The organism is Cryobacterium gelidum (assembly GCF_004403985.1).
GTDB lineage: Bacteria > Actinomycetota > Actinomycetes > Actinomycetales > Microbacteriaceae > Cryobacterium > Cryobacterium gelidum.
On the sequence record NZ_SOHL01000013.1, the window covers coordinates 160542 to 179128 of the forward strand.

Annotated in this window: 19 protein-coding genes; 8 read left to right on the forward strand and 11 right to left on the reverse strand. The window is 65.6% G+C overall.

Features of this window, described 5'->3' with window-relative positions; all coding sequences use genetic code 11:
- Positions 1 to 124: 124 nt before the first annotated feature.
- Together E3T50_RS07060 and E3T50_RS07065 are read right to left on the reverse strand one after the other, a co-directional pair.
- Positions 125 to 787 carry a DUF3027 domain-containing protein gene (locus E3T50_RS07060; RefSeq protein WP_134551205.1) on the reverse strand — a complete coding sequence of 221 codons (663 nt, stop codon included), beginning with the start codon at positions 785 to 787 and terminating at the stop codon, positions 125 to 127.
- Positions 780 to 1160: a cold-shock protein gene (locus E3T50_RS07065; RefSeq protein WP_134461339.1), complete on the reverse strand. Its 381-nt coding sequence runs from the start codon at positions 1158 to 1160 to the stop codon at positions 780 to 782. The genes E3T50_RS07060 and E3T50_RS07065 overlap by 8 nt, the downstream gene beginning before the upstream one ends.
- Before the next feature lie 93 nt (positions 1161 to 1253).
- Between E3T50_RS07065 and E3T50_RS07070 the strand changes: the two genes are divergently transcribed.
- The 3 genes from E3T50_RS07070 (at position 1254) to E3T50_RS07080 (ending at position 5136) form a co-directional block, all read left to right on the forward strand.
- On the forward strand, positions 1254 to 1529 hold the full coding sequence (locus E3T50_RS07070; protein WP_241978361.1) for a hypothetical protein: 276 nt from the start codon (positions 1254 to 1256) through the stop codon (positions 1527 to 1529).
- The gene (locus E3T50_RS07075; protein WP_134551206.1) at positions 1529 to 3421 is read left to right on the forward strand and encodes a helicase-associated domain-containing protein; all 1893 of its coding nucleotides are present in this window, start codon (positions 1529 to 1531) and stop codon (positions 3419 to 3421) included. Before E3T50_RS07070 ends, E3T50_RS07075 begins: the two co-directional genes overlap by 1 nt.
- Before the next feature lie 62 nt (positions 3422 to 3483).
- Positions 3484 to 5136: a DNA repair helicase XPB gene (locus E3T50_RS07080; protein ID WP_134461345.1), complete on the forward strand. Its 1653-nt coding sequence runs from the start codon at positions 3484 to 3486 to the stop codon at positions 5134 to 5136.
- Positions 5137 to 5159: 23 nt separating this feature from the next.
- Here E3T50_RS07080 and E3T50_RS07085 read toward each other — a convergent pair whose 3' ends face one another.
- Positions 5160 to 5876 carry a pyrimidine reductase family protein gene (locus E3T50_RS07085; RefSeq protein WP_134551207.1) on the reverse strand — a complete coding sequence of 239 codons (717 nt, stop codon included), beginning with the start codon at positions 5874 to 5876 and terminating at the stop codon, positions 5160 to 5162.
- The gene (folP, locus tag E3T50_RS07090; protein WP_174844740.1) at positions 5876 to 6790 is read right to left on the reverse strand and encodes a dihydropteroate synthase; all 915 of its coding nucleotides are present in this window, start codon (positions 6788 to 6790) and stop codon (positions 5876 to 5878) included. The genes E3T50_RS07085 and folP overlap by 1 nt, the downstream gene beginning before the upstream one ends.
- A gap of 143 nt (positions 6791 to 6933) precedes the next feature.
- On the opposite strand from folP, the gene E3T50_RS07095 reads away from it, so the two are divergent.
- From E3T50_RS07095 to E3T50_RS07105, 3 genes are all read left to right on the forward strand, one after another.
- On the forward strand, positions 6934 to 7626 hold the full coding sequence (locus tag E3T50_RS07095) for a response regulator transcription factor (RefSeq protein ID WP_092112483.1): 693 nt from the start codon (positions 6934 to 6936) through the stop codon (positions 7624 to 7626).
- 31 nt (positions 7627 to 7657) lie between these two features.
- The gene (locus tag E3T50_RS07100; RefSeq protein ID WP_134551209.1) at positions 7658 to 9394 is read left to right on the forward strand and encodes a sensor histidine kinase; all 1737 of its coding nucleotides are present in this window, start codon (positions 7658 to 7660) and stop codon (positions 9392 to 9394) included.
- A gap of 137 nt (positions 9395 to 9531) precedes the next feature.
- Positions 9532 to 9822, forward strand: coding sequence for a WXG100 family type VII secretion target (locus E3T50_RS07105; RefSeq protein ID WP_134461357.1), 291 nt, complete (start codon positions 9532 to 9534; stop codon positions 9820 to 9822).
- 180 nt (positions 9823 to 10002) lie between these two features.
- Here E3T50_RS07105 and groL read toward each other — a convergent pair whose 3' ends face one another.
- From groL to E3T50_RS07130, 5 genes are all read right to left on the reverse strand, one after another.
- The gene (gene groL, locus E3T50_RS07110; RefSeq protein ID WP_092112469.1) at positions 10003 to 11631 is read right to left on the reverse strand and encodes a chaperonin GroEL; all 1629 of its coding nucleotides are present in this window, start codon (positions 11629 to 11631) and stop codon (positions 10003 to 10005) included.
- Positions 11632 to 11772: 141 nt separating this feature from the next.
- Positions 11773 to 12828: a DUF3048 domain-containing protein gene (locus tag E3T50_RS07115; protein WP_134551210.1), complete on the reverse strand. Its 1056-nt coding sequence runs from the start codon at positions 12826 to 12828 to the stop codon at positions 11773 to 11775.
- Between the two features lie 72 nt (positions 12829 to 12900).
- A complete protein-coding gene (locus E3T50_RS07120) occupies positions 12901 to 13104 on the reverse strand; it encodes a cold-shock protein (RefSeq protein WP_035834941.1) in 204 nt (67 codons plus the stop codon).
- A gap of 283 nt (positions 13105 to 13387) precedes the next feature.
- The gene (locus tag E3T50_RS07125; protein WP_134551211.1) at positions 13388 to 13951 is read right to left on the reverse strand and encodes a LytR C-terminal domain-containing protein; all 564 of its coding nucleotides are present in this window, start codon (positions 13949 to 13951) and stop codon (positions 13388 to 13390) included.
- 75 nt (positions 13952 to 14026) lie between these two features.
- Complete coding sequence (locus tag E3T50_RS07130; protein WP_134551212.1) at positions 14027 to 14323, reverse strand: DUF3263 domain-containing protein; 297 nt, start codon at positions 14321 to 14323, stop codon at positions 14027 to 14029.
- 250 nt (positions 14324 to 14573) lie between these two features.
- Between E3T50_RS07130 and msrB the strand changes: the two genes are divergently transcribed.
- A complete protein-coding gene (msrB, locus tag E3T50_RS07135) occupies positions 14574 to 14975 on the forward strand; it encodes a peptide-methionine (R)-S-oxide reductase MsrB (RefSeq protein ID WP_134551213.1) in 402 nt (133 codons plus the stop codon).
- Between the two features lie 4 nt (positions 14976 to 14979).
- A complete protein-coding gene (locus tag E3T50_RS07140; RefSeq protein WP_241990810.1) occupies positions 14980 to 15561 on the forward strand; it encodes a nitroreductase family protein in 582 nt (193 codons plus the stop codon).
- Positions 15562 to 15574: 13 nt separating this feature from the next.
- Here the strand turns inward: E3T50_RS07140 and E3T50_RS07145 are convergent, their stop codons facing one another.
- Positions 15575 to 16573 carry a DMT family transporter gene (locus tag E3T50_RS07145; RefSeq protein WP_134551214.1) on the reverse strand — a complete coding sequence of 333 codons (999 nt, stop codon included), beginning with the start codon at positions 16571 to 16573 and terminating at the stop codon, positions 15575 to 15577.
- 222 nt (positions 16574 to 16795) lie between these two features.
- Positions 16796 to 18391: an ABC-F family ATP-binding cassette domain-containing protein gene (locus tag E3T50_RS07150; protein WP_134551215.1), complete on the reverse strand. Its 1596-nt coding sequence runs from the start codon at positions 18389 to 18391 to the stop codon at positions 16796 to 16798.
- Positions 18392 to 18587: the final 196 nt, after the last annotated feature.

Here is an 18587-nt window from a genome sequence, read left to right on the forward strand (position 1 = left end):
CGAACGTCGGCCCGATCCGCTGCCCGCGAGAACGGATGCCCGTAAGGCACTGTTCGTGGGCACCCTGCTGTGGCTGGTCGCCCTCGGCGCCGCCCTCATCGCGCACTGGACGGCGCCGCCTGCGTCAGGGGCGGCGAGCGCGCCGGGAGCGGGTTGGGGGCTGTGGTGCACTCTGATCGGCGTCGGCCTCGGCCTCGGCGGCCTCACCTGGGTTCAGCTCCGCCGCCGCTAGCGCCTCGTCGAAGTCGATGCCGTCCAGGGCGTCGAGCGAGTCATCCGCGTCGTCGTCCGCCGCCTCAGGGTCGGCGGAGTCTTCGTCCGGTTCATCATCGTCGTCGGACAATTCGGACTCGTCGTCATCGTCGTCATCGTCATCGTCGTCATCGTCGTCATCGTCATCGTCATCGTCATCGTCGTCCGCTGCTATATCGTCGTCAACGAGACGGTCCGACCACGGCACCCACTCGGGTGCGAGGAGGGAATCGTCGCCGGGCGTGAGTTCGGTTTCGAGAACCGACGGCTCGGAGCAGTCATCGACCCGGGCAAGGCTGACAGTCCAGCGCCAGCCCGGGTACCCCGTCAACAGGCAGTCAAAGAGCAGCGACACCACGAGGTCTCCCTCGTCCAGGTGCCCGATGACCTCGCCGATGGTGTCGTCGGTCGTGATCTCCAGCAGCGCCGTCCTGGCCAGGTCCACGGCCGCAAGCAGGGTGGCGTCGGTCGGTGTGCCGGGCTGTGTGTCGGTCGTCTGCGCGTCCGTGGCCTGCGTGGCCGGTACCTCAGGCATCCAGCTCCTCGGCAACCTTGCGCAGCATCGCCGCGATCTTCTTGCTGTGGCTGCTCTCGGGGTAACGCCCACGCTTGAGGTTGGTGCCGATACCGTCGAGCAGCTTGACCAGATCCTCGACGATGATGGACATATCGTCGGCCGGCTTGCGGTTGAACTTACTCAGGCTCGGTGGTGCCTCGATCACGCGCACCGAGAGCGCCTGGGCGCCGCGCTTGCCGTCGGCGATACCGAATTCGAGCTTCGCACCGGCCTTGACGGTGACGCCGGAGGGCAGGGCGGAAGCGTGGAGGAAGACCTCTTGGCCGTCATCGGATGTGATGAAGCCAAAGCCTTTCTCCTCGTCGTAGAACTTGACCTTGCCGGTGGGCATCTGAACCTCACTGAGTTTTGGTCGCACAAAAGTGCGCGCGGTGTGAGCCAAGCATATTCGGTTGCGGCGCCGGCGTGCCCGTATCCTTAGCGTGTGACCAATCAATCTCCACCGCCCGTCAGTCGGCTTGAACGCGTTCTCGCCTACATGGTGGCGAGCGTGGTGGGGCTGTCGATTCTTGCGTTCGTCGCGGTGATCATCGCGACGGCACTGGGCGTGGGTGAGAACGACGGGTTCAGCCGCGGCATCTGGCCGCCGATCTTCATTCTGCCGCTCTACGGCCTGCCCGCCGGGTTCGTGCTCATCATCGCTCTCATGGTCTCCGTGGGAGCTCGCCGCAGTCGCGAAGCTCGACGAGACCGCGAGTAATGCTCGGCCTCGCATCGCGACTTCGGGCCCTGTCCGACGCCGAGCTGCGGCATGTCATCACGATGCGCGGCGTGAGCGCGAACGGCATCCAGGATTTTTTCGACCTTGCCGAAGCGCTGCTCGATCCGAGCAATATCCAACTGGCCCTCAGCCACCTCGACCGCTCCACGCTCGCCGTCCTGGCCGTCGCCGGTCAACTCACAAGCAAAAATTCCGTGCCCTCCGTGACGGCACTAACCAGTCGACTGTCCGAACTGGGCTCGGCCGAGGTCGTGCTCACCGATGTGGTGCGCCGGGTCGACACCCTGCACGCCCTCCTGCTTGTCGACGGCAACAACGGATGCTGCCTGCCCTACGACCCCGTCGCCACCCACCTGGCGACATGGCCAGCCCAGAGTCTGCCCGGTGCCGCAGATCTGGCCACCACACTCCCACCGGCCACCCGGGCTGGCATACCCGACACCGAGATCGCCTTCATCGACCAGCTGGCCGCCGAACGCGCCTTCGCGGTCGTGTCGTCGATCGCCGAGCTGGTCAATGAACTGAGCCGCGAGCCCGCCCGACAGCTCAGCCGAGGTGGACTCGGCCTGCCCGACAGCAAACGTCTGGCCGCTATCATGACGGTCGAGCTCGACCTGGTGGCTCCGATAGTGGATCTGGCGGCACGGGCCAACCTGCTCGCCCGCTCCGACGGCTACTGGATGGAAACCGAAGCCGGTGAGGCCTGGCTACTTGAGCGCACGACCGACCGCTGGGCGGCCCTGGCCTCGGCCTGGCGGGCGGCGCTGCCGCCGATCGTGGCCGACATTCTGCCGCTGCAGGCCGGCTTGCTCTGGGGCGAAGGCCTCACCGCGTACATCGCCTGGCTCTACCCGGCCGGCGGCGAGTGGATGCTGGCCCAGCTGATCGAGTTTGCCCGCGACGCCGAGCTGCTCGGTGTCATGGCCCACGACACCACCAGCACCGCCGGGGCCAGCGTGCTTCGCGGCGACCCCGAGGCGGCTATCGCCACCATGGCCACCGCGTTGCCGGCGGAAGTCGGCGCCGTGTACCTTCAGCACGATCTGTCAATCGTCGCGCCCGGCCCGCTCGCACCCTCGCTAGACGCCCGCCTGCGCGGCATGGCCGACGTGGAGAGTCGCGAGCTGGCATCGAGTTATCGCATCACCGCAGCATCCGTCAATCGCGCCCTGGCCGCGGGCGAGAATGCCGCGTCACTGCTCGCTTTTCTCGCTTCAATCTCGCTCACCGGCATTCCGCAGCCGGTCGACTACCTCGTCAATGAATCCGCGTCACGGTACGGCCGCGTGCGGGTGGGTAGTCTGACGGGGCGGCCGAGCGCCCCAGCCGGCCCGATCGGCGACAACACCGTTTTTCTCAGCTACGTCTCCTCGGCTGATGCGGCGCTGCTCGGCACCATCGCCGTCGACCAGACCCTGGCCTCGATCGGGCTCGTGCGCACCGGCGACGGCGAGCACCTGCTCAGCCGCTTCAGCGGCGACACCGTGTTCTGGGCGCTCAGCGACGCGCGGTATCCGGTCGCCGCCGAAGACGACCACGGCGAGATCGTGCACCTGCGCCGACACCAGATCGCCCGTGTCATGCCCGCCCAAACGGTCGACACCGCCCTGAACCTGGTCACGAAGCTACGCCGCGCCGCGGACAGCGGCGTCTCGGTAGCGGATGCCTGGCTCGCCCGCCAGCTCGACACCGCCATCAAAGCCAAGCAAACCATCCTGGTCAGCATCGCGATGCCCGGCGGTGCGGTCGTGGACTATCTCCTCGAACCGGCCAGCGTCAGCAACGGACGCTTTCGAGCCCGCGACCGGCGCGCCGATATTGAGCGCACCCTGCCGCTCAAGAGCATCCTCAGCATCACCCCGACTCCCTGACCGGTTCGGTTGCAGGCGGCAGGTGCAGGTCGTCCCTCCCAACGGGCGTAGGATTAACTGCTATGTCTGATGGCCCCCTGATCGTCCAAAGTGACCGCACGGTGTTGCTCGAAGTCGCCCACCCTCTTGCCGAGGATGCACGTCACGACCTCGCCGTTTTCGCCGAACTCGAACGAGCTCCCGAGCATATCCACACCTACCGCATCACGCGGCTCGGCCTGTGGAATGCCCGTGCGGCCGGACACGACGCGTCCGACATGCTCGCAACGCTCGAGAAATATTCTAAATTCTCCATCCCGCAGACTGTCAGCGTGGACATCACCGAGACGGTCGGTCGCTACGGCCGCCTCGTCATCGAACGTGACTCTGAGGGCACTCTGGTGTTGCACAGCAGCGACCAGGCCGTTCTCACCGAAATCGCCGGAGCCAAGCGCATCGCGCCACTGTTGATCGGGCATCCGTCACCGGAATCGTATCTGGTTGAACCCTGGGCGCGTGGTCAGCTCAAGCAGGAGCTCGTCAAGCTTGGCTGGCCGGCCGAAGACCTCGCCGGGTACACCCCCGGCACCCCCCACGAGATCGCCCTGAAAGAAGACGGCTGGGCGCTGCGTGACTATCAGAACAAGGCCGTCGCAAGCTTCTTCGACGGCGGCAGCGGCGTTGTGGTGCTGCCCTGCGGCGCCGGCAAGACCCTCGTCGGTGCCGGCGCCATGGCCACCGCGAAGACCAACACGCTCATTCTGGTGACCAACACCGTGTCAGCGCGGCAATGGCGCGACGAGCTGCTCAAGCGCACCACGCTGACACCGGAGGAGATCGGCGAGTACTCCGGCCAGGTGAAAGAGGTCAGGCCGGTCACGATTGCCACGTACCAGATTCTCACCGCGAAGCGCAAGGGCGAGTATGCGCACCTCGAATTGCTCGACGCCATGGACTGGGGACTGGTGATCTATGACGAGGTACACCTGTTGCCCGCGCCCGTGTTCAAGCTCACTGCTGAGCTGCAGGCCCGCCGCCGCCTCGGTCTCACCGCTACCCTCGTGCGCGAGGACGGCCGTGAGGGCGACGTGTTTAGCCTGATCGGCCCGAAACGGTTCGACGCCCCGTGGAAGGAGATCGAAGCCCAGGGCTTCATCTCCCCGGCTAACTGCTACGAGGTGCGCATCGACCTGCCGCAGTCGGAGCGTCTCAGCTATGCCGCGGCGGCCGACGACGAGCGCTACCGCCTCGCCGCGACCGCACCGGCCAAGCTCGGGGTGGTGCAGGCTCTGATCAAGAAGCACGAGGGCGAACGCATCCTCGTGATCGGCCAGTACCTCGACCAGATCGACGAGCTCGCCGAGGTCTTGAACGCACCGCAGCTCACCGGCGCCACGCCGATCGACGAACGCGAACGGCTGTACCAGGCGTTCCGCGTGGGTGACGTGAAGGTGCTCGTCGTGTCGAAGGTCGCGAACTTCTCGGTCGACCTGCCCGAGGCGACCGTGGCCATCCAGGTGTCTGGCTCGTTCGGCTCACGCCAGGAGGAGGCCCAACGTCTCGGCCGGCTGCTGCGCCCGAAGGAGTCGGGTCTGTCAGCGAACTTCTACACGCTCGTCGCCCGCGACACCGTCGACCAGGACTTCGCACTGAACCGCCAGCGTTTTCTTGCCGAACAGGGCTACAGCTACACGATTCTCGACACGCACAGCCTGAATGCCCCCCTGGCCGTTTGACTCGATGATCGAGGTCGGGCGGCCTAACGGCGGGCATAGCGCAAAAACAGCATGTCGCCGGCGCGCAGCACGTGCAGCAGTTCCATGGTGCGCGTCGCCGCCGTTGCTCCCACACTGATACGCCCGGCGGAGCCGCCCTCGAGCACCGGGCTCAGGCTCAGGCAGAGTTCGTGCACACAGTCGGCCTCGATCAGGTCGCCGAACAGGTGCGGCCCGCCCTCACAGAGGATTTGGGGCAGGCCGCGTGCGGCGAGCCCCGACACCATGAGGCGCGGGTCGATGGCGTCCTTGCCGCAGTCGATCAGGTCGGCCACTTCGGCGAGCGCGGCCCGCCGGTCGGCCGGCGCCGCAGCGTGGGTCAGCACGATCGGCCGGGTCGCCGCATTGGTGAAAACCGGATGTCCAGGGTCAAGATCCAGCCGCCCCGACACAATCGCCAGCGAGGGCTGAGCAGCGAGCCCCCGTGCCACCCGCCAGGCGTCGTCCTCCGCGGACAAACGAATCCCCCCGTAGCCCTCGGCTCGCACCGTGCCGGCCCCGACCAGAATCACATCGGTGAGCAACCGCAGGGTGTCAAAGACGATCTTGTCGTCGGCATTGTTCAGGCCGCCGCTGAGCCCCTCGTGCGTCGCCGCACCGTCCAGGCTCGCGATGAAGTTGACGCGCACCCGCGGCGTCAACCGATCGGACACCCGGTAGCGTTCGATCAGTTGGGCCCGTGGGGGCAGTTCGGCGTGCATCAGGTGAGGTTGTGACGCTCGTACGCGGGCTCACGAAACCCGAGGATGGCCTCGGTCATGCGCACGGCATCAACGGCCGCCCGCACGTTGTGCATGCGCACGATGCGGGCGCCCTGCAGGATGCACACCACCGCGGCGGCCAGGGACCCCTCGACGCGTTCGCCGCGCGGCCGGTCGAGGCTCTCCCCGATGAAGTCCTTATTGGAGACGGCGGCCAGGGTCGGCAGGCCGAGCCCGGTAATCTCGCCGAGCCGCCTGGTCAGTTCGAGCGAGTGCCGGGTGGTTTTGTTGAGGTCGTGACCCGGGTCGATGAGGATCCTCTCCCGGGGCACCCCACGCGCAACAGCGCGGTCGACCCTGGCTAGCAGAAAGGCGATCACCTCGGCAACGACGTCGTCGTAGTGTGGAGCCGGGTAGGGCATCCGCGGCGCGGCCAGGCTGTGCGTGATCACGAGGGTGGCGTCGCTGTCGGCGACGACGTCGGCCATCGCCGGATCGTGCACCCCCGTCGTGTCGTTGATGACGTGCGCGCCGGCAGCGAGGCTCGCGGCCGCCACAGCGGGGTGGAAGGTGTCGACCGAGATGACGACGCCCGAGCCGCGCAGCGCTTCGACCACCGGCACCACCCGATCAATCTCCTGCTCGATCGGCACCACCGGCCCGGGCGCGAACTTAGCCCCGCCAATATCGATCCAGTCGGCTCCCTCGGCAATGGCCTGATGAGCTGCCGCGACGGATGCGTCAAGCGCGAACGTTGCGCCCCGGTCATAGAACGAGTCCGGGGTGCGATTGATAATGGCCATCACGGCCACCTCGCGATCGAAGTCGAACGTGCGGCCGCCGATCAGCCGGCGCGGGGCATCCATTTCGGGCAGCGTCAGTGTCGGGCCGAAGCTGATTCTCGTGCGGGTCATAGCGGTCCTCACCATCGAAACACGTCGACTGTTCCCTTCTATCATGGCGCTAATTCGGATCGCGCACGGGATCGGGCGCCACCGATCGGAGCACGCGGGTTTACTCTCAGCAAAGCTCCAGCTAACGCGCAGATACTGGGGGAATGACCGATGGCCCCCGCATCCTTATCGTCGATGACGAACCCAATATCCGCGACCTCCTCACCACCAGCCTCCGCTTCGCCGGCTTCGCCGTGCGCGCCGTAGGCAATGGTGCACAGGCTATCTCTGCCGTACTCGAGGAGGAACCCGATCTCATCATCCTCGACGTCATGTTGCCCGACATGAACGGCTTCGGGGTGACCAAGCGCCTGCGTTCGGCCGGCTACACCGCACCGATTCTTTTCCTCACCGCAAAAGACGACACAGAGGACAAGATCACCGGCCTTACGGTCGGCGGAGACGACTATGTGACCAAGCCGTTCAGCCTCGACGAGATCGTCGCGCGGATCAAGGCCATCCTGCGTCGCACCATGCACGCCGACGAAGACGCCGTGATCCGTGCCGGCGAACTCACCATGGACCAGGACACCCACGAGGTTCTGGTGGGCACCGAGGCCATCGAACTGAGCCCCACCGAGTTCAAACTGCTGCGCTACCTCATGCTCAATCCCAACCGGGTGCTGTCAAAGGCACAGATTCTCGACCACGTCTGGGAGTACGACTTCAACGGCGACGCCGGCATCGTGGAGAGCTACATCTCCTACCTCCGCCGCAAGGTCGATGTGCACTCGAGCGAACCACTCATCCAGACCAAGCGTGGCTTCGGCTACATGCTCAAGGCCGCCAAGGCGTAGTCACAGAGAGCTTTCGTAGACTAAAGCCCTCATGCATGAAAACCTGTCCAAGCGGTGGAGCAGCATCTCCCTCCGTTCAAAGATTACCGGCGTCACGGTACTGATGCTTACGCTCGGCCTGCTCGTTTCCGGCATGGGCACCATGGCAATGCTCAAGCAGTACGTGGTGACCCAGGTCGATACGCAGCTGCAGGTGGACACGCAGACGGCGCTCAGCGGTTACTCGTCGACCGTGTTTTCGCAGGGAGACACCGAGGGCGTCGCCTCGGACTACTTCGTGGCGTTGTACGACCAGGATGGTGACCTGATTACCCGCACCTGGCAGGAACGCGGCCACGCGGAACTGCCGGTGGTGGGCATGCCGCTCGATCTGAGCCGGGTGACGCAACTCGACGGGCAGATTCAGACCCTGTGGAACGCCGCCCACGACACCGAGTTTCACTCCATCATGGTTCCCGTGGTGATCAGCCCGACCGGCACCTACGGAACCCTGGTCATGGCGGTGTCGTTGCGACCGACCGAGAACACCATGGCCACGTACCTCACGATTTTTCTGGGTTTCGGCGCCGGGGTCGTGCTGATCGGAGCCTTGCTCACCCGCGTGCTCGTCACGACAACCTTCGTACCGTTGCGCGAGGCGGAGCAGACTGCCGCAGCGATCGCCGACGGCGACTTCAGCCAGCGCCTGGGCGGCGCTACTCCGAACACCGAGGTCGGTCGCCTCAATCGTTCCCTCAACATCATGCTCAGCCGCATCGACCGGGCCTTCAAAGATCGGGCACGCACCATCGACCAGATGCGTCGCTTCGTGGGCGATGCGAGCCACGAGTTGCGCACGCCCCTCGTCTCGGTGCGCGGCTACGCCGAGCTCTACCGCATGGGCGCTCTCCAGACTCCCGACGATGTCGCTCAGGCCATGGAACGCATCGAAAAGGAGGCCATTCGCATGGGTGGGCTAGTTGAAGACCTGCTCGAACTGGCCCGTCTCGACGAGACCAAGCCGCTGGCCCTGACCCCGGTCGACCTGGTTCCGCTGGCCCGCGACGCCGCGCTCGACGCTATGGCGAGCTCGCCCGGCCGCCAGGTCTCGGTACTGGCCCCGTCTACGGTGCTGGATCCGCTGGATAGCGATCCCGATCATGACGTGAACCTCGACGGCGACTCCGGTGAGGTTGCCGCATTCGACGCGTCGGAGAGCGTCACCACGGGGACGATCACCAGGCCGTCGGGAACCGGCCCGCCGACTGGGGCCATCGCCTTCGCCGGGGCCACCCTGGCCCGGCTGCGCACCCGCAGGCCGCGTCGGGGCGTCGTGGTACTGCCCGAGGTCAACAGCACGACCGAGCTGCGGGGCGAGTCGCACCCGCCGCCCATCGTCATGGCCGAAGAGAACAAAATCCGCCAGGTCATCACCAACCTGATGGGCAATGCGATGCGATTCACTGCCCCGGACAGCCCGATCGAACTCGAAGTCACTGTCGACTCACACACCCAGCGGGCGTCCATCGCCGTGATCGACCACGGTGAGGGCATCCCGCCGCAAATCAGAGAGAACATCTTTCAGCGCTTCTGGCGTGCCGACTCCTCCCGCGCTCGCGAAACCGGGGGCAGCGGCCTGGGACTGGCCATCGTCGCCGCGATCGTCGCGAGCCATAACGGTACCGTCGACGTCGTCGACACCCCGGGCGGCGGAGCCACTTTCCGCGTCTCGCTCCCCCTGGCCGGCAGTCCGAGCGCGCCGCAGCACGTCGCGCCCGTCATCCCGTAGCGGCTTCACGGCGCTTCCTCCCCCGGCCGGGGACGCCGGCATCCGCTCACAGATCGTGCTCGGCGAATGGCTGCCGCCCGCCCGTCTTCTACACTCACAGTCAGTAACCACACTGTTATGTAGGAGAAGGGCACACCATGACGAGCTTCCAGGTCGACAGCGATGCGGTGCAAAGCACTGCAAGTACTGCACGCGGCACCATTGCGCGGGTCCAGGCAGATGTCGGCGATCTCAATGCTCAGCTCACGAGTCTGGAAGGCTTCTGGACCGGCCAAGCCTCCACGGCTTTTCAGGGGGCGTTCGCCGAGTGGCGGGCCATGCACCAGCAGCTGGAGGAGAGCCTGACCTTGCTCAACCAAGCCTTGAGCATGGCCGGACAGCAGTATGCGGAGACCGAGCAGGCCAACACGCGCCTGTTCGCGCGCTAGGGCGGGCGAGTCAATTACCGCGCCGTGAGCACGAGGCCGGGAACACCGAGGCCGGGAGCACTGAGCCGTCTTTGCCGTGAGAAGTGCCTCACGGCTTACCGATCAGCGGTGGGAAACGCATAAAAGTGGGCGCCTCCCGAAGGGAGACGCCCACTTTTATGGTGTCGCTAGCGGCGGGACTTAGAAGTCCATGCCACCCGAGGGGTCGCCGGCCGGAGCCGAGTTCTTCTCGGGCTTGTCGGCAACGACGGCCTCGGTGGTGAGGAATAGTCCGGCAATCGACGCGGCGTTGAGCAGCGCGGAGCGGGTGACCTTCACCGGGTCATTGATTCCGGCGGCGATCATGTCGACGTACTCGCCGGTGGCGGCGTTGAGGCCCCATCCGACGGGCAGGTTGCGCACCTTGTCGGCGACAACGCCGGGCTCCATGCCCGCGTTGAGCGCGATCTGCTTGAGCGGAGCGTCGATGGCGACGCGCACGATGTTCGCGCCCGTTGCCTCGTCGCCGACGAGGTCAAGGACTGCCTTGCTCTCGAATGCGGTCTTGCCGGCCTGGATGAGCGCAACGCCACCACCGGCGACGATGCCCTCTTCGACGGCAGCCTTGGCGTTACGCACGGCGTCTTCGATGCGGTGCTTGCGCTCCTTGAGCTCAACCTCCGTAGCGGCTCCGGCCTTGATGACAGCGACGCCGCCAGCAAGCTTGGCGAGGCGCTCTTGGAGCTTCTCGCGGTCGTAGTCGCTGTCGGTGTTCTCGATTTCGGCACGGATCTGCGAGACGCGACCCGCGATGGCTTCGACGTCGCCGGCACCCTCAACGATCGTGGTCTCATCCTTGGTGATGACGACCTTGCGGGCGTTACCAAGCAGGTCGAGCGTGACGTTTTCGAGCTTGAGGCCGACCTCTTCCGAGATGACCTGTCCACCGGTGAGGATGGCGATGTCCTGCAGCTGAGCCTTGCGACGGTCTCCGAAGCCCGGGGCCTTGACGGCGACGGACTTGAAGATGCCACGGATCTTGTTCACGACGAGCGTGGCCAGGGCCTCACCGTCGACGTCTTCCGCAATGATGAGGAGCTGCTTGCCGGTCTGGATGACCTTGTCCACGATGGGGAGCAGGTCCTTGATGTTGGAGACCTTGGAGTTGACGATCAGGATGTAGGGGTCTTCGAAGACCGCTTCCTGACGGTCGGGGTCCGTGACGAAGTACGCCGACAAGAAGCCCTTGTCGAAGCGCATACCTTCGGTGAGCTCGAGCTCGGTTCCGAAGGTGTTCGACTCCTCAACGGTGACGACACCTTCCTTGCCGACCTTGTCGATGGCCTCGGCGATGATCGCGCCAATTTCGGTGTCTCCGGCGGAGATGGACGCGGTAGCGGCGATCTCTTCCTTGGTTTCGATCTCCTTGGCGCTGGCGATGAGCTCGGCGATGACAGCTGCCGTGGCCTTCTCGATGCCGCGCTTGAGGCTGATCGGGTCGGCGCCGGCTGCGACGTTGCGCAGGCCTTCGCGAACCAGAGCCTGGGCGAGGACGGTTGCGGTGGTCGTGCCGTCGCCGGCTACGTCATCCGTCTTCTTGGCGACCTCTTTGACGAGTTCCGCACCGATCTTCTCGTACGGGTCGTCGAGCTCGATCTCCTTGGCGATGGACACACCGTCATTGGTGATCGTGGGGGCGCCCCACTTCTTCTCCAGAACGACGTTGCGGCCGCGCGGGCCGAGGGTGACCTTGACGGTGTCGGCGAGAATGTTCAGGCCGCGCTCAAGCCCACGACGGGCCTCTTCATTGAATGCAATGATTTTTGCCATATGTGTAACTCGTCCCTCCCGGACGTTCTAAACGATGATGGGATTAGCACTCAGATGACGAGAGTGCTAAATCGATTCTGGCACTCTGGGGTCGAGAGTGCAAGCGAGCATCCGGGGTGGCGCGCGGCTGGCTTCAGCCGGTCAGGGAACGAGGTCGGCCGAGCCGGTGCCGTTGGGCACGAGCTGAAACCAGGTATTGCCCGGTGCCAGCCGAATTGTCACTCCGTGGCCGTCGACGAGGCGGATCGGCGCGGTCTGGAGGTTTTTGCTCCAGGTAGCCGCGAGCGTCTTTCCGCCGGTCGAGATCGACGCGTCACCCGAGGCGATGAGCTCCGTTTTGGGGATGCCCTGATCGACCGTGACGTTCACGCGCAACACAACCACGTTGGTGGCTTTGAGCTGGGCGCCGTCGACGCTGAGGTCCGGTGCGCCGTCCTGGGCGCGCAGGTAGGCGCCGGTGGCGGCACTCCAGGTCCAGCTGCGGACACTCGAGTGCGAAAATCGGGTATTGATCACCGAAATCGGGGTGCCGTCCACGGCAGCGGATGCACCGTCGAGCGTGGCCGCGTAGGCGTACTGCTGCACAGGCGGAGCGACGGTCGCGTTCCGGTTGGCGAATTCCGCGGCGGCGAGGATGACGTTGTGCGGGGCCGCGGTGGCCGTTGAACGGGAGAACAGGCCGGTCGTGTCGTTGTCGAAGATGGCGCTGATCTGGCCGGTTGCGTCCATGGCGTCGACGAACCGTTGCTGCCCGCCCGAAAAGGCCACGAGGCCCCCGAACGGCGCGATGATGTCGGGGTCCATCGGGCGAATTGATCGTACCGGGCCGACCTCGTCGGGGATGCTGGACTGCCAGAGTGCGACGTACCGGGTGATGCCGCCCTCGACTAATTCTTCAAACACGAGGTCGGTGCGATCGATCCCAACCTGTGGCCGAGCGGCGCTGTGGTTGTCGATTTTGACGGCGAGCGCGGGGCGCGCTGAGGATCCGGCCGGAACACTGAGTCCGGTCAAGGGTGTTATCTCGGCGGTGGCCGGAGCTGCGTTGCTCGATGTCCACGCGCCGGCCGTTGGCGTGGTGGACGGCGCCGCGCTATTGCCCGTGCATCCGCTCAACAGCATTGCCGGCACGAGGAGTGCGAGAAGCCCAACGGGACGGCCCAGCCGGGCGAAGCATGCCGTAGTTTTTGAAATCACCGTTACACACTAATGCCGCCCGTTGCAGCGGGCGGCGTCAGCGCGGGGGACAGACCCCCAGCGTCGGGTTTGTCAGGCCGGTCGAACCGATTCGGCCTGCGGGCCCTTTGCTCCGGCACCAACCTCGAAGACGACCTGCTGGCCTTCTTCGAGAACCTTGTATCCGCTCATGTCGATGGCGGAGTAGTGAACGAAAACGTCTTGGCCTCCCCCGTCGACAGTGATGAAGCCGAAACCCTTTTCAGCGTTAAACCATTTGACGGTTCCGTTCGCCATGTGTTACTCCTTGCTCAATTTCGACGGCAACCGCCCATTGGCTGTTCCGGGCCCTGCCGCAGAGACTGCGTTCATTCTGTGCGAGCAGCAAATCCCCGAGAGCAAGTCTTCTGTTGCAAGTTACCTACTGGTGCAAGTTATCTTGGGCGAGCGTCCTTGATCCGGGCGGGTATTGCCCGAACAAAATGTGTGACCAAAACCAGACACTACTGAAATCGCGGTGAAAGAACAGGGGCTTGACGGATCAGATTTTGACCACTACGTCTGCAGATTCGAGTCAGGGTCAGCCCGCGGGCATCACGTAGTCGTTGCCAACGACGACGGTCAGGGCCGCGCCCGAATCGACGAAGCTGGTTGACACGACGATCTTCGCGCCCGGCAGCGAGGCGGCGATGCCGCGGGCAGCGCCTTCCTGGCTCGCGTCGGTGTAGTAGATCACGCTGGTCGGTTCGGTGTCGGTATCGGCATTGCCGGTGGCGCTGACGGCCCAGCCGGCGGCAGTGAGGGTGTCACTGACCGCTGCTGCGACACCATTGATCGCGGATCCGTTCAGCACGTTTACGGTCAGCGTCGGATCGACGGTCGCTTCGGCGGTGGGAATGACGGTCTCGGTGCGGGGCGGGGTCGAACCAGATGACGCCAGCCCCGGAATGTCGGAAAAGTTAAGGCGATTATTGATGGCGAAAATGCCGGCGACGCCCACCGCGATCAACAGAACGGTGGCGCCGAGCGCCCACCAGAACGCGATCCAGCCGCGGCCCTTCCTGCCGGGGGCACGGTGGGCCCCCACGCGGTCGAGGGCACGCGTGTGTGTGTCGAAACGGTCTTTCGCAAATTTTCGCGCCATGGTGGTTGAATCCTTGTTGGGGCTGCCGGACCGGAATCGAGCTAAGCCGGTTTGCGGGCTGAAAGCGGTAAGTGCCTAGTCCTGTGCGGGCATGGACCGTCTGGCGCGTGCTTCGGATCGCACGGAACGCATGCGCTGCAGCCGGTTGACCAGCATCGGGTCAAAGGCAAGGGCCAGCGGTGAATCGACCAGTGCCCCCAACAGTTGATAGTACCGGGCAGCCGAGAGGCCGAAGGTGGCGCGGATCTCCTCTTCCTTCGCACCGACGTGCCGCCACCATTGCCGTTCAAAGGCGAGCACGGCTTGGTCACGTTCGCTCAATTGCGCCGGGGCGGCGGTGCTGGGGGCAGCGGCGGGTGTTCGCTCACTCATTGGTGCATCACTCCCCCAGATAGGTTTTACGGCTTATCCGCTGGGTTCATCCTATTTGGGAGCGGCTGCATGTTGCCCCGGCACGCCCGGCACGCCGCAGCCGAGGACCGCATGGCGGCCGCACGGTGTGGAGTGAGCGCCGTGCAAACGCGACGAAACGGCCGCCGTCGGAATGCACGCGGGGCCGCACGAGTTTAGGCTGGGGAGATAACATCCGTATCCGCGCGGCTGGAATGAAAGGACGTCCACCATGGACTACGCAATCAAGAAGTCGAACAGCGAGTGGCGCTCCGAACTGGGCGACGAAAAATTTGCTGTGCTGCGCGAGGCCGGCACTGAGCGCCCCGGAACCGGCAAGCTGCTCGACGAGAGCAGGGCTGGCGTGTACACCTGCGGCGCCTGCAACGCGGAGCTGTTCCAGAGTGGCACCAAGTTTGATTCCGACTGTGGCTGGCCGAGCTTCTACGAGTCCGTGCGGCCCGAAGCGGTCGAACTTCTCGAAGATCGCTCGCTCGGCAGCGTGCGCACCGAGGTGCGTTGCGCGAACTGCGGCTCGCACCTGGGCCACGTTTTTCCCGACGGATTCGGCACCCCGACCGGTGATCGCTACTGCATGAATTCGATCTCGCTCAACTTCACGCCCGCCGAGTAAAGCGGTGAGCCAGCCTCCCCCAACAACGGATGTTGCCACCTCTTTGGTCTTCCAGGCCGTCAATTGCCGGCGCAGCTACTCCAAAGTGACGGCGCTGGCGCCTACTCGGGCCGAGCTGTTACCCCTGGTGGCGGCCGCGGCGCGGGTGGCCGATCACGGCGCGCTACGGCCATGGCGCCTGATCGAACTGCGCGGCGACGCGCGGGAGCGGCTGGGAGCAGCGTTTGTGGCGGCATCCGCTTGTGACGGTAGTGAGGCCATCAAACTAGCCGGCAAGCCGCTGCGAGCGCCGCTGCTGATTGCGGTCGTCGCGTCGCGGCGGGTGAGCGACAAAGTTGCCCACTGGGAACAGGATGCCGCCGCCGCGGGCGTCGCGCACCTGCTCACGCTGCTCCTCGACGACGCCGGCTGGGGGGCGATGTGGCGCACCGGGTCCCTCGTGCGCACCAAAGCCGTGCGCACGCTGCACGCCCTCGCCGACGATGAAGAGCTGCTCGGGTGGCTGTATGTCGGCGGCATTCCGGCGGACTGCAAGCCTGGTGTGCGGCTGTCGATCGATCCCGAGGAGTTTCTCGGGGTTCTGTAGGCTGGCGCGGGTCTTACGGGCGGGCGTGGCCGGGGTGGCGCCAGCGCACCGCGGCGATGACGACGGCCACGAGGGCGAGCGCGGTGCCGACAATGGTCGTCAAGCCGAGTGGATGCCCCGGCGTTGGCGCGAGCAGATCCAGCGCGAGGGCGCAGACCAGCTGGCCTGCCACGATGCACAGGCCGAGCATGAGCACCCCCGTGGTGCGCACGACGAGCGCGGCCCCGGCGATGAAGATACAGCCGATGAGACCGCCGGTATAGAGCCACGGGTTGGCGGGCAGGTCGAGCGCGAAACCGACCAGCAGGCCCTGCACGAGCGCGGCGAGCACGAGGGCGATGGTCCCGGTGAGAAAGTTCAGAAAGGTCGCCGTCAGCGCGCTCTGCGCGGTGACCCGCACCTGGCCGTTGACGGCCTGCTGCCAGCCCTGGCCGATGCCGGCGATCAGCGGCAGCCCGAGCAACCAGAGCGCATCGCTGCCGCGCAGTTCGCCGCTCACCGTGACGGCGACGGCAATCAGGGCGAGCAGCGCACCGACGATTTTGGATGCGTGCAGCGGCCGGCGCCCGCCCGGGCCGATGCCGAAGCGGTCCATCAGCACGCCGCTCACGGTCTGGCCGGCCACAACCGCGACGGTGAACATGGCGATGCCCAGCGGCGCGGCGACGAGGCCCTGCGACAGCACGAACAGTGCGCCGGCCAGTCCGCCGGACAGGTGCCACCAGGACAGGTGTTTCGCCGAGACAGCGCGCGCGACGAGCTGAAGGCCGCGGCGTCCACGGCGGAACACGATCAAGCCGAGGCTGAGAATGATCAGGCCGGAGCCGAAGGAGATGACGGCGGCGGTGAATCCGTTGCCGATTTGATGCCCGAGTTCGCCGTTCACCCGTGATTGCACGGCGTACAGCGCGCCGATCAACACCGAGACGATGAGGGCCAGCCAGACCGGGGCCGCGGATGCCGCGAGCGCGGCCGACGCATCCGTGCGGGTGCGTGCTCGGGGCTGGGTCACGTAGTAATACTACGAGACAGCCGTGCTCGGCGCGTCGACAGGGGTTGCTGGCGGGCTCCCCGGGCTACGGTATGTACAGCCCGGGCTTGTGCTGGGCTGCTGGGGCTTCGGCGTGGGCGCAGGTTCGGTGTGGGCGCAGGTTCGGTGTGGGCGCAGGTTCTCGTGCGCCGGGCAGGCCAGCCCGCGCCCAGCCCACTCGGGGTAGTGGCCAGGGCGCGGCCGCTACGCGGCGCGCATTTCGATTTCGCCGGGGACTGCTCCCTCGCTGCCGAAGACGAGGCGGCGATTGGCGATTTTGTCGGTGAAGAAACGGTCGTGGCTGACGACCACGACGGCGCCCGGGAAGTGCACGAGGGCGCGTTCCATCACCTGGGTGCTCGACATGTCGAGGTGATTGGTCGGTTCGTCGAGCAATAGCACCGAGGCGCCGGAGAGCAGGCACTGGGCCATGGCGACGCGGGCGCGCTGGCCGCCTGACAGGTTGCCGATCTTCTGTTTCAGGTCGGCCTCGCTGAACTGGAACATGGTCAAAAAGCGGTTGACCGATTTCTTGGTCGCGGTGAGGGCGAGGCTGCCGGGCATGGCGTTGACGGCGTGACTGACGGTGTCGCTCTCGTCGAGTTCGGCGAGGATCTGGTTGTACGAGACGACGCCGGCGCCACTGGCCCAGGCGACGTCGCCGTGGTCGGCCGTCTCCTCGCCCGTGAGTACGCGCAGCAGGGTGGTTTTGCCGCTGCCATTGCTGCCGAGCACGACGATGCGGTTGCCACGCCGTACCTCAAAGCTGAGGTTCGCGAACAACACCTTGTCGCCGTAGCTCTTGGCGAGGCCGTCGACCCGGCAGAGCACATCCTTCACGTGCAGGTTTCCGTAGATCTCGGTGATGATCTGGTCGACCGGGCGCGGCGTCCGCGACTTCTTGATGTGCGCGAGCTGGTTGCCGAGCTGGCGGCTCTCGGCTTTGGCGGCCTCGCGGCGGTCGGCGATGCCCTCGGCTTCGAAGGCGAGCAGCTCGGATTCGTGCACAAACTGCGCCTCGAGGGTCTTAAGCCGAAACTGCTTCTGCACGATGTATTCACCGAAGTTGCCGGGATATTCGTGCAGGTGAAAATTCTCGACCTCGATGATGCGGGTGACGACGGCGTCGAGAAACTTGCGGTCGTGCGAGACAACGATGGCAGCGCCCTTGAAGCTCTTGAACCAGGCTTCGAGCCACTCGACGCCGGCCACGTCGAGATAGTTGGTGGGCTCGTCGAGCAGCAGCACGTCGGGGGCCTCGAGCACGATCTTGGCCAGGGCTGCACGGTTGCGCCAACCGCCGGAAAGCTCATCGATGGCACAGACTCGGTGTGCCTCGTTGAATCCGAGGGTGGTCAGGGCGGTGTCGATGTGGCGTTTGTAATCCCAACCGTCGAGCCGGTCCATCTCTTCGAATAGCTCGCCCTGGCGACTGATCAGCCGGTCCAGCTCGACGCTGGCCGAGGAATCGAGGGCAATCGCCGCGTCGATTGCGGCGAGTTCGGCCTCGACCGCCTTCACGGCCACGAACAGCGCGTCGAGTACCTCGGTAATGGTCAGCTCGCCATTGAGCTCGGAGAACTGGGAGAAGTAGCCGACGGTGATTCCCTCGTCGAGGGTGACCTCACCGGTGTCGGGCGAGACCTGATCGAGGATCAGTTTGAGAATGGTGGACTTGCCGGAGCCGTTCTTGCCGATCAGACCGACGCGGTCGCCGGGTTCGAGACGAAAGAACGCTTCGCGCAGAATCTGTGTGTTCTCCAAGCGAATACTGACGTCGTTCAGCCGGATCAGGCTCATGCGTGTGCGTCCTCTCATTGCGCGCCCCCGCGCGTGAGCGGGCAGCCGCTCGTACAATCCCAGCCTTCAGTCTACGTCTCGGACCCGCTGGGCAGCCCGCGCCCGTTTTCGATGGTGGTTAGACGGCACGTGTTCGGAACCGGCCCACGTGTGCAGCGAACACCCGCGCATCTAGCGGATGCCAGGACGCGGGCAG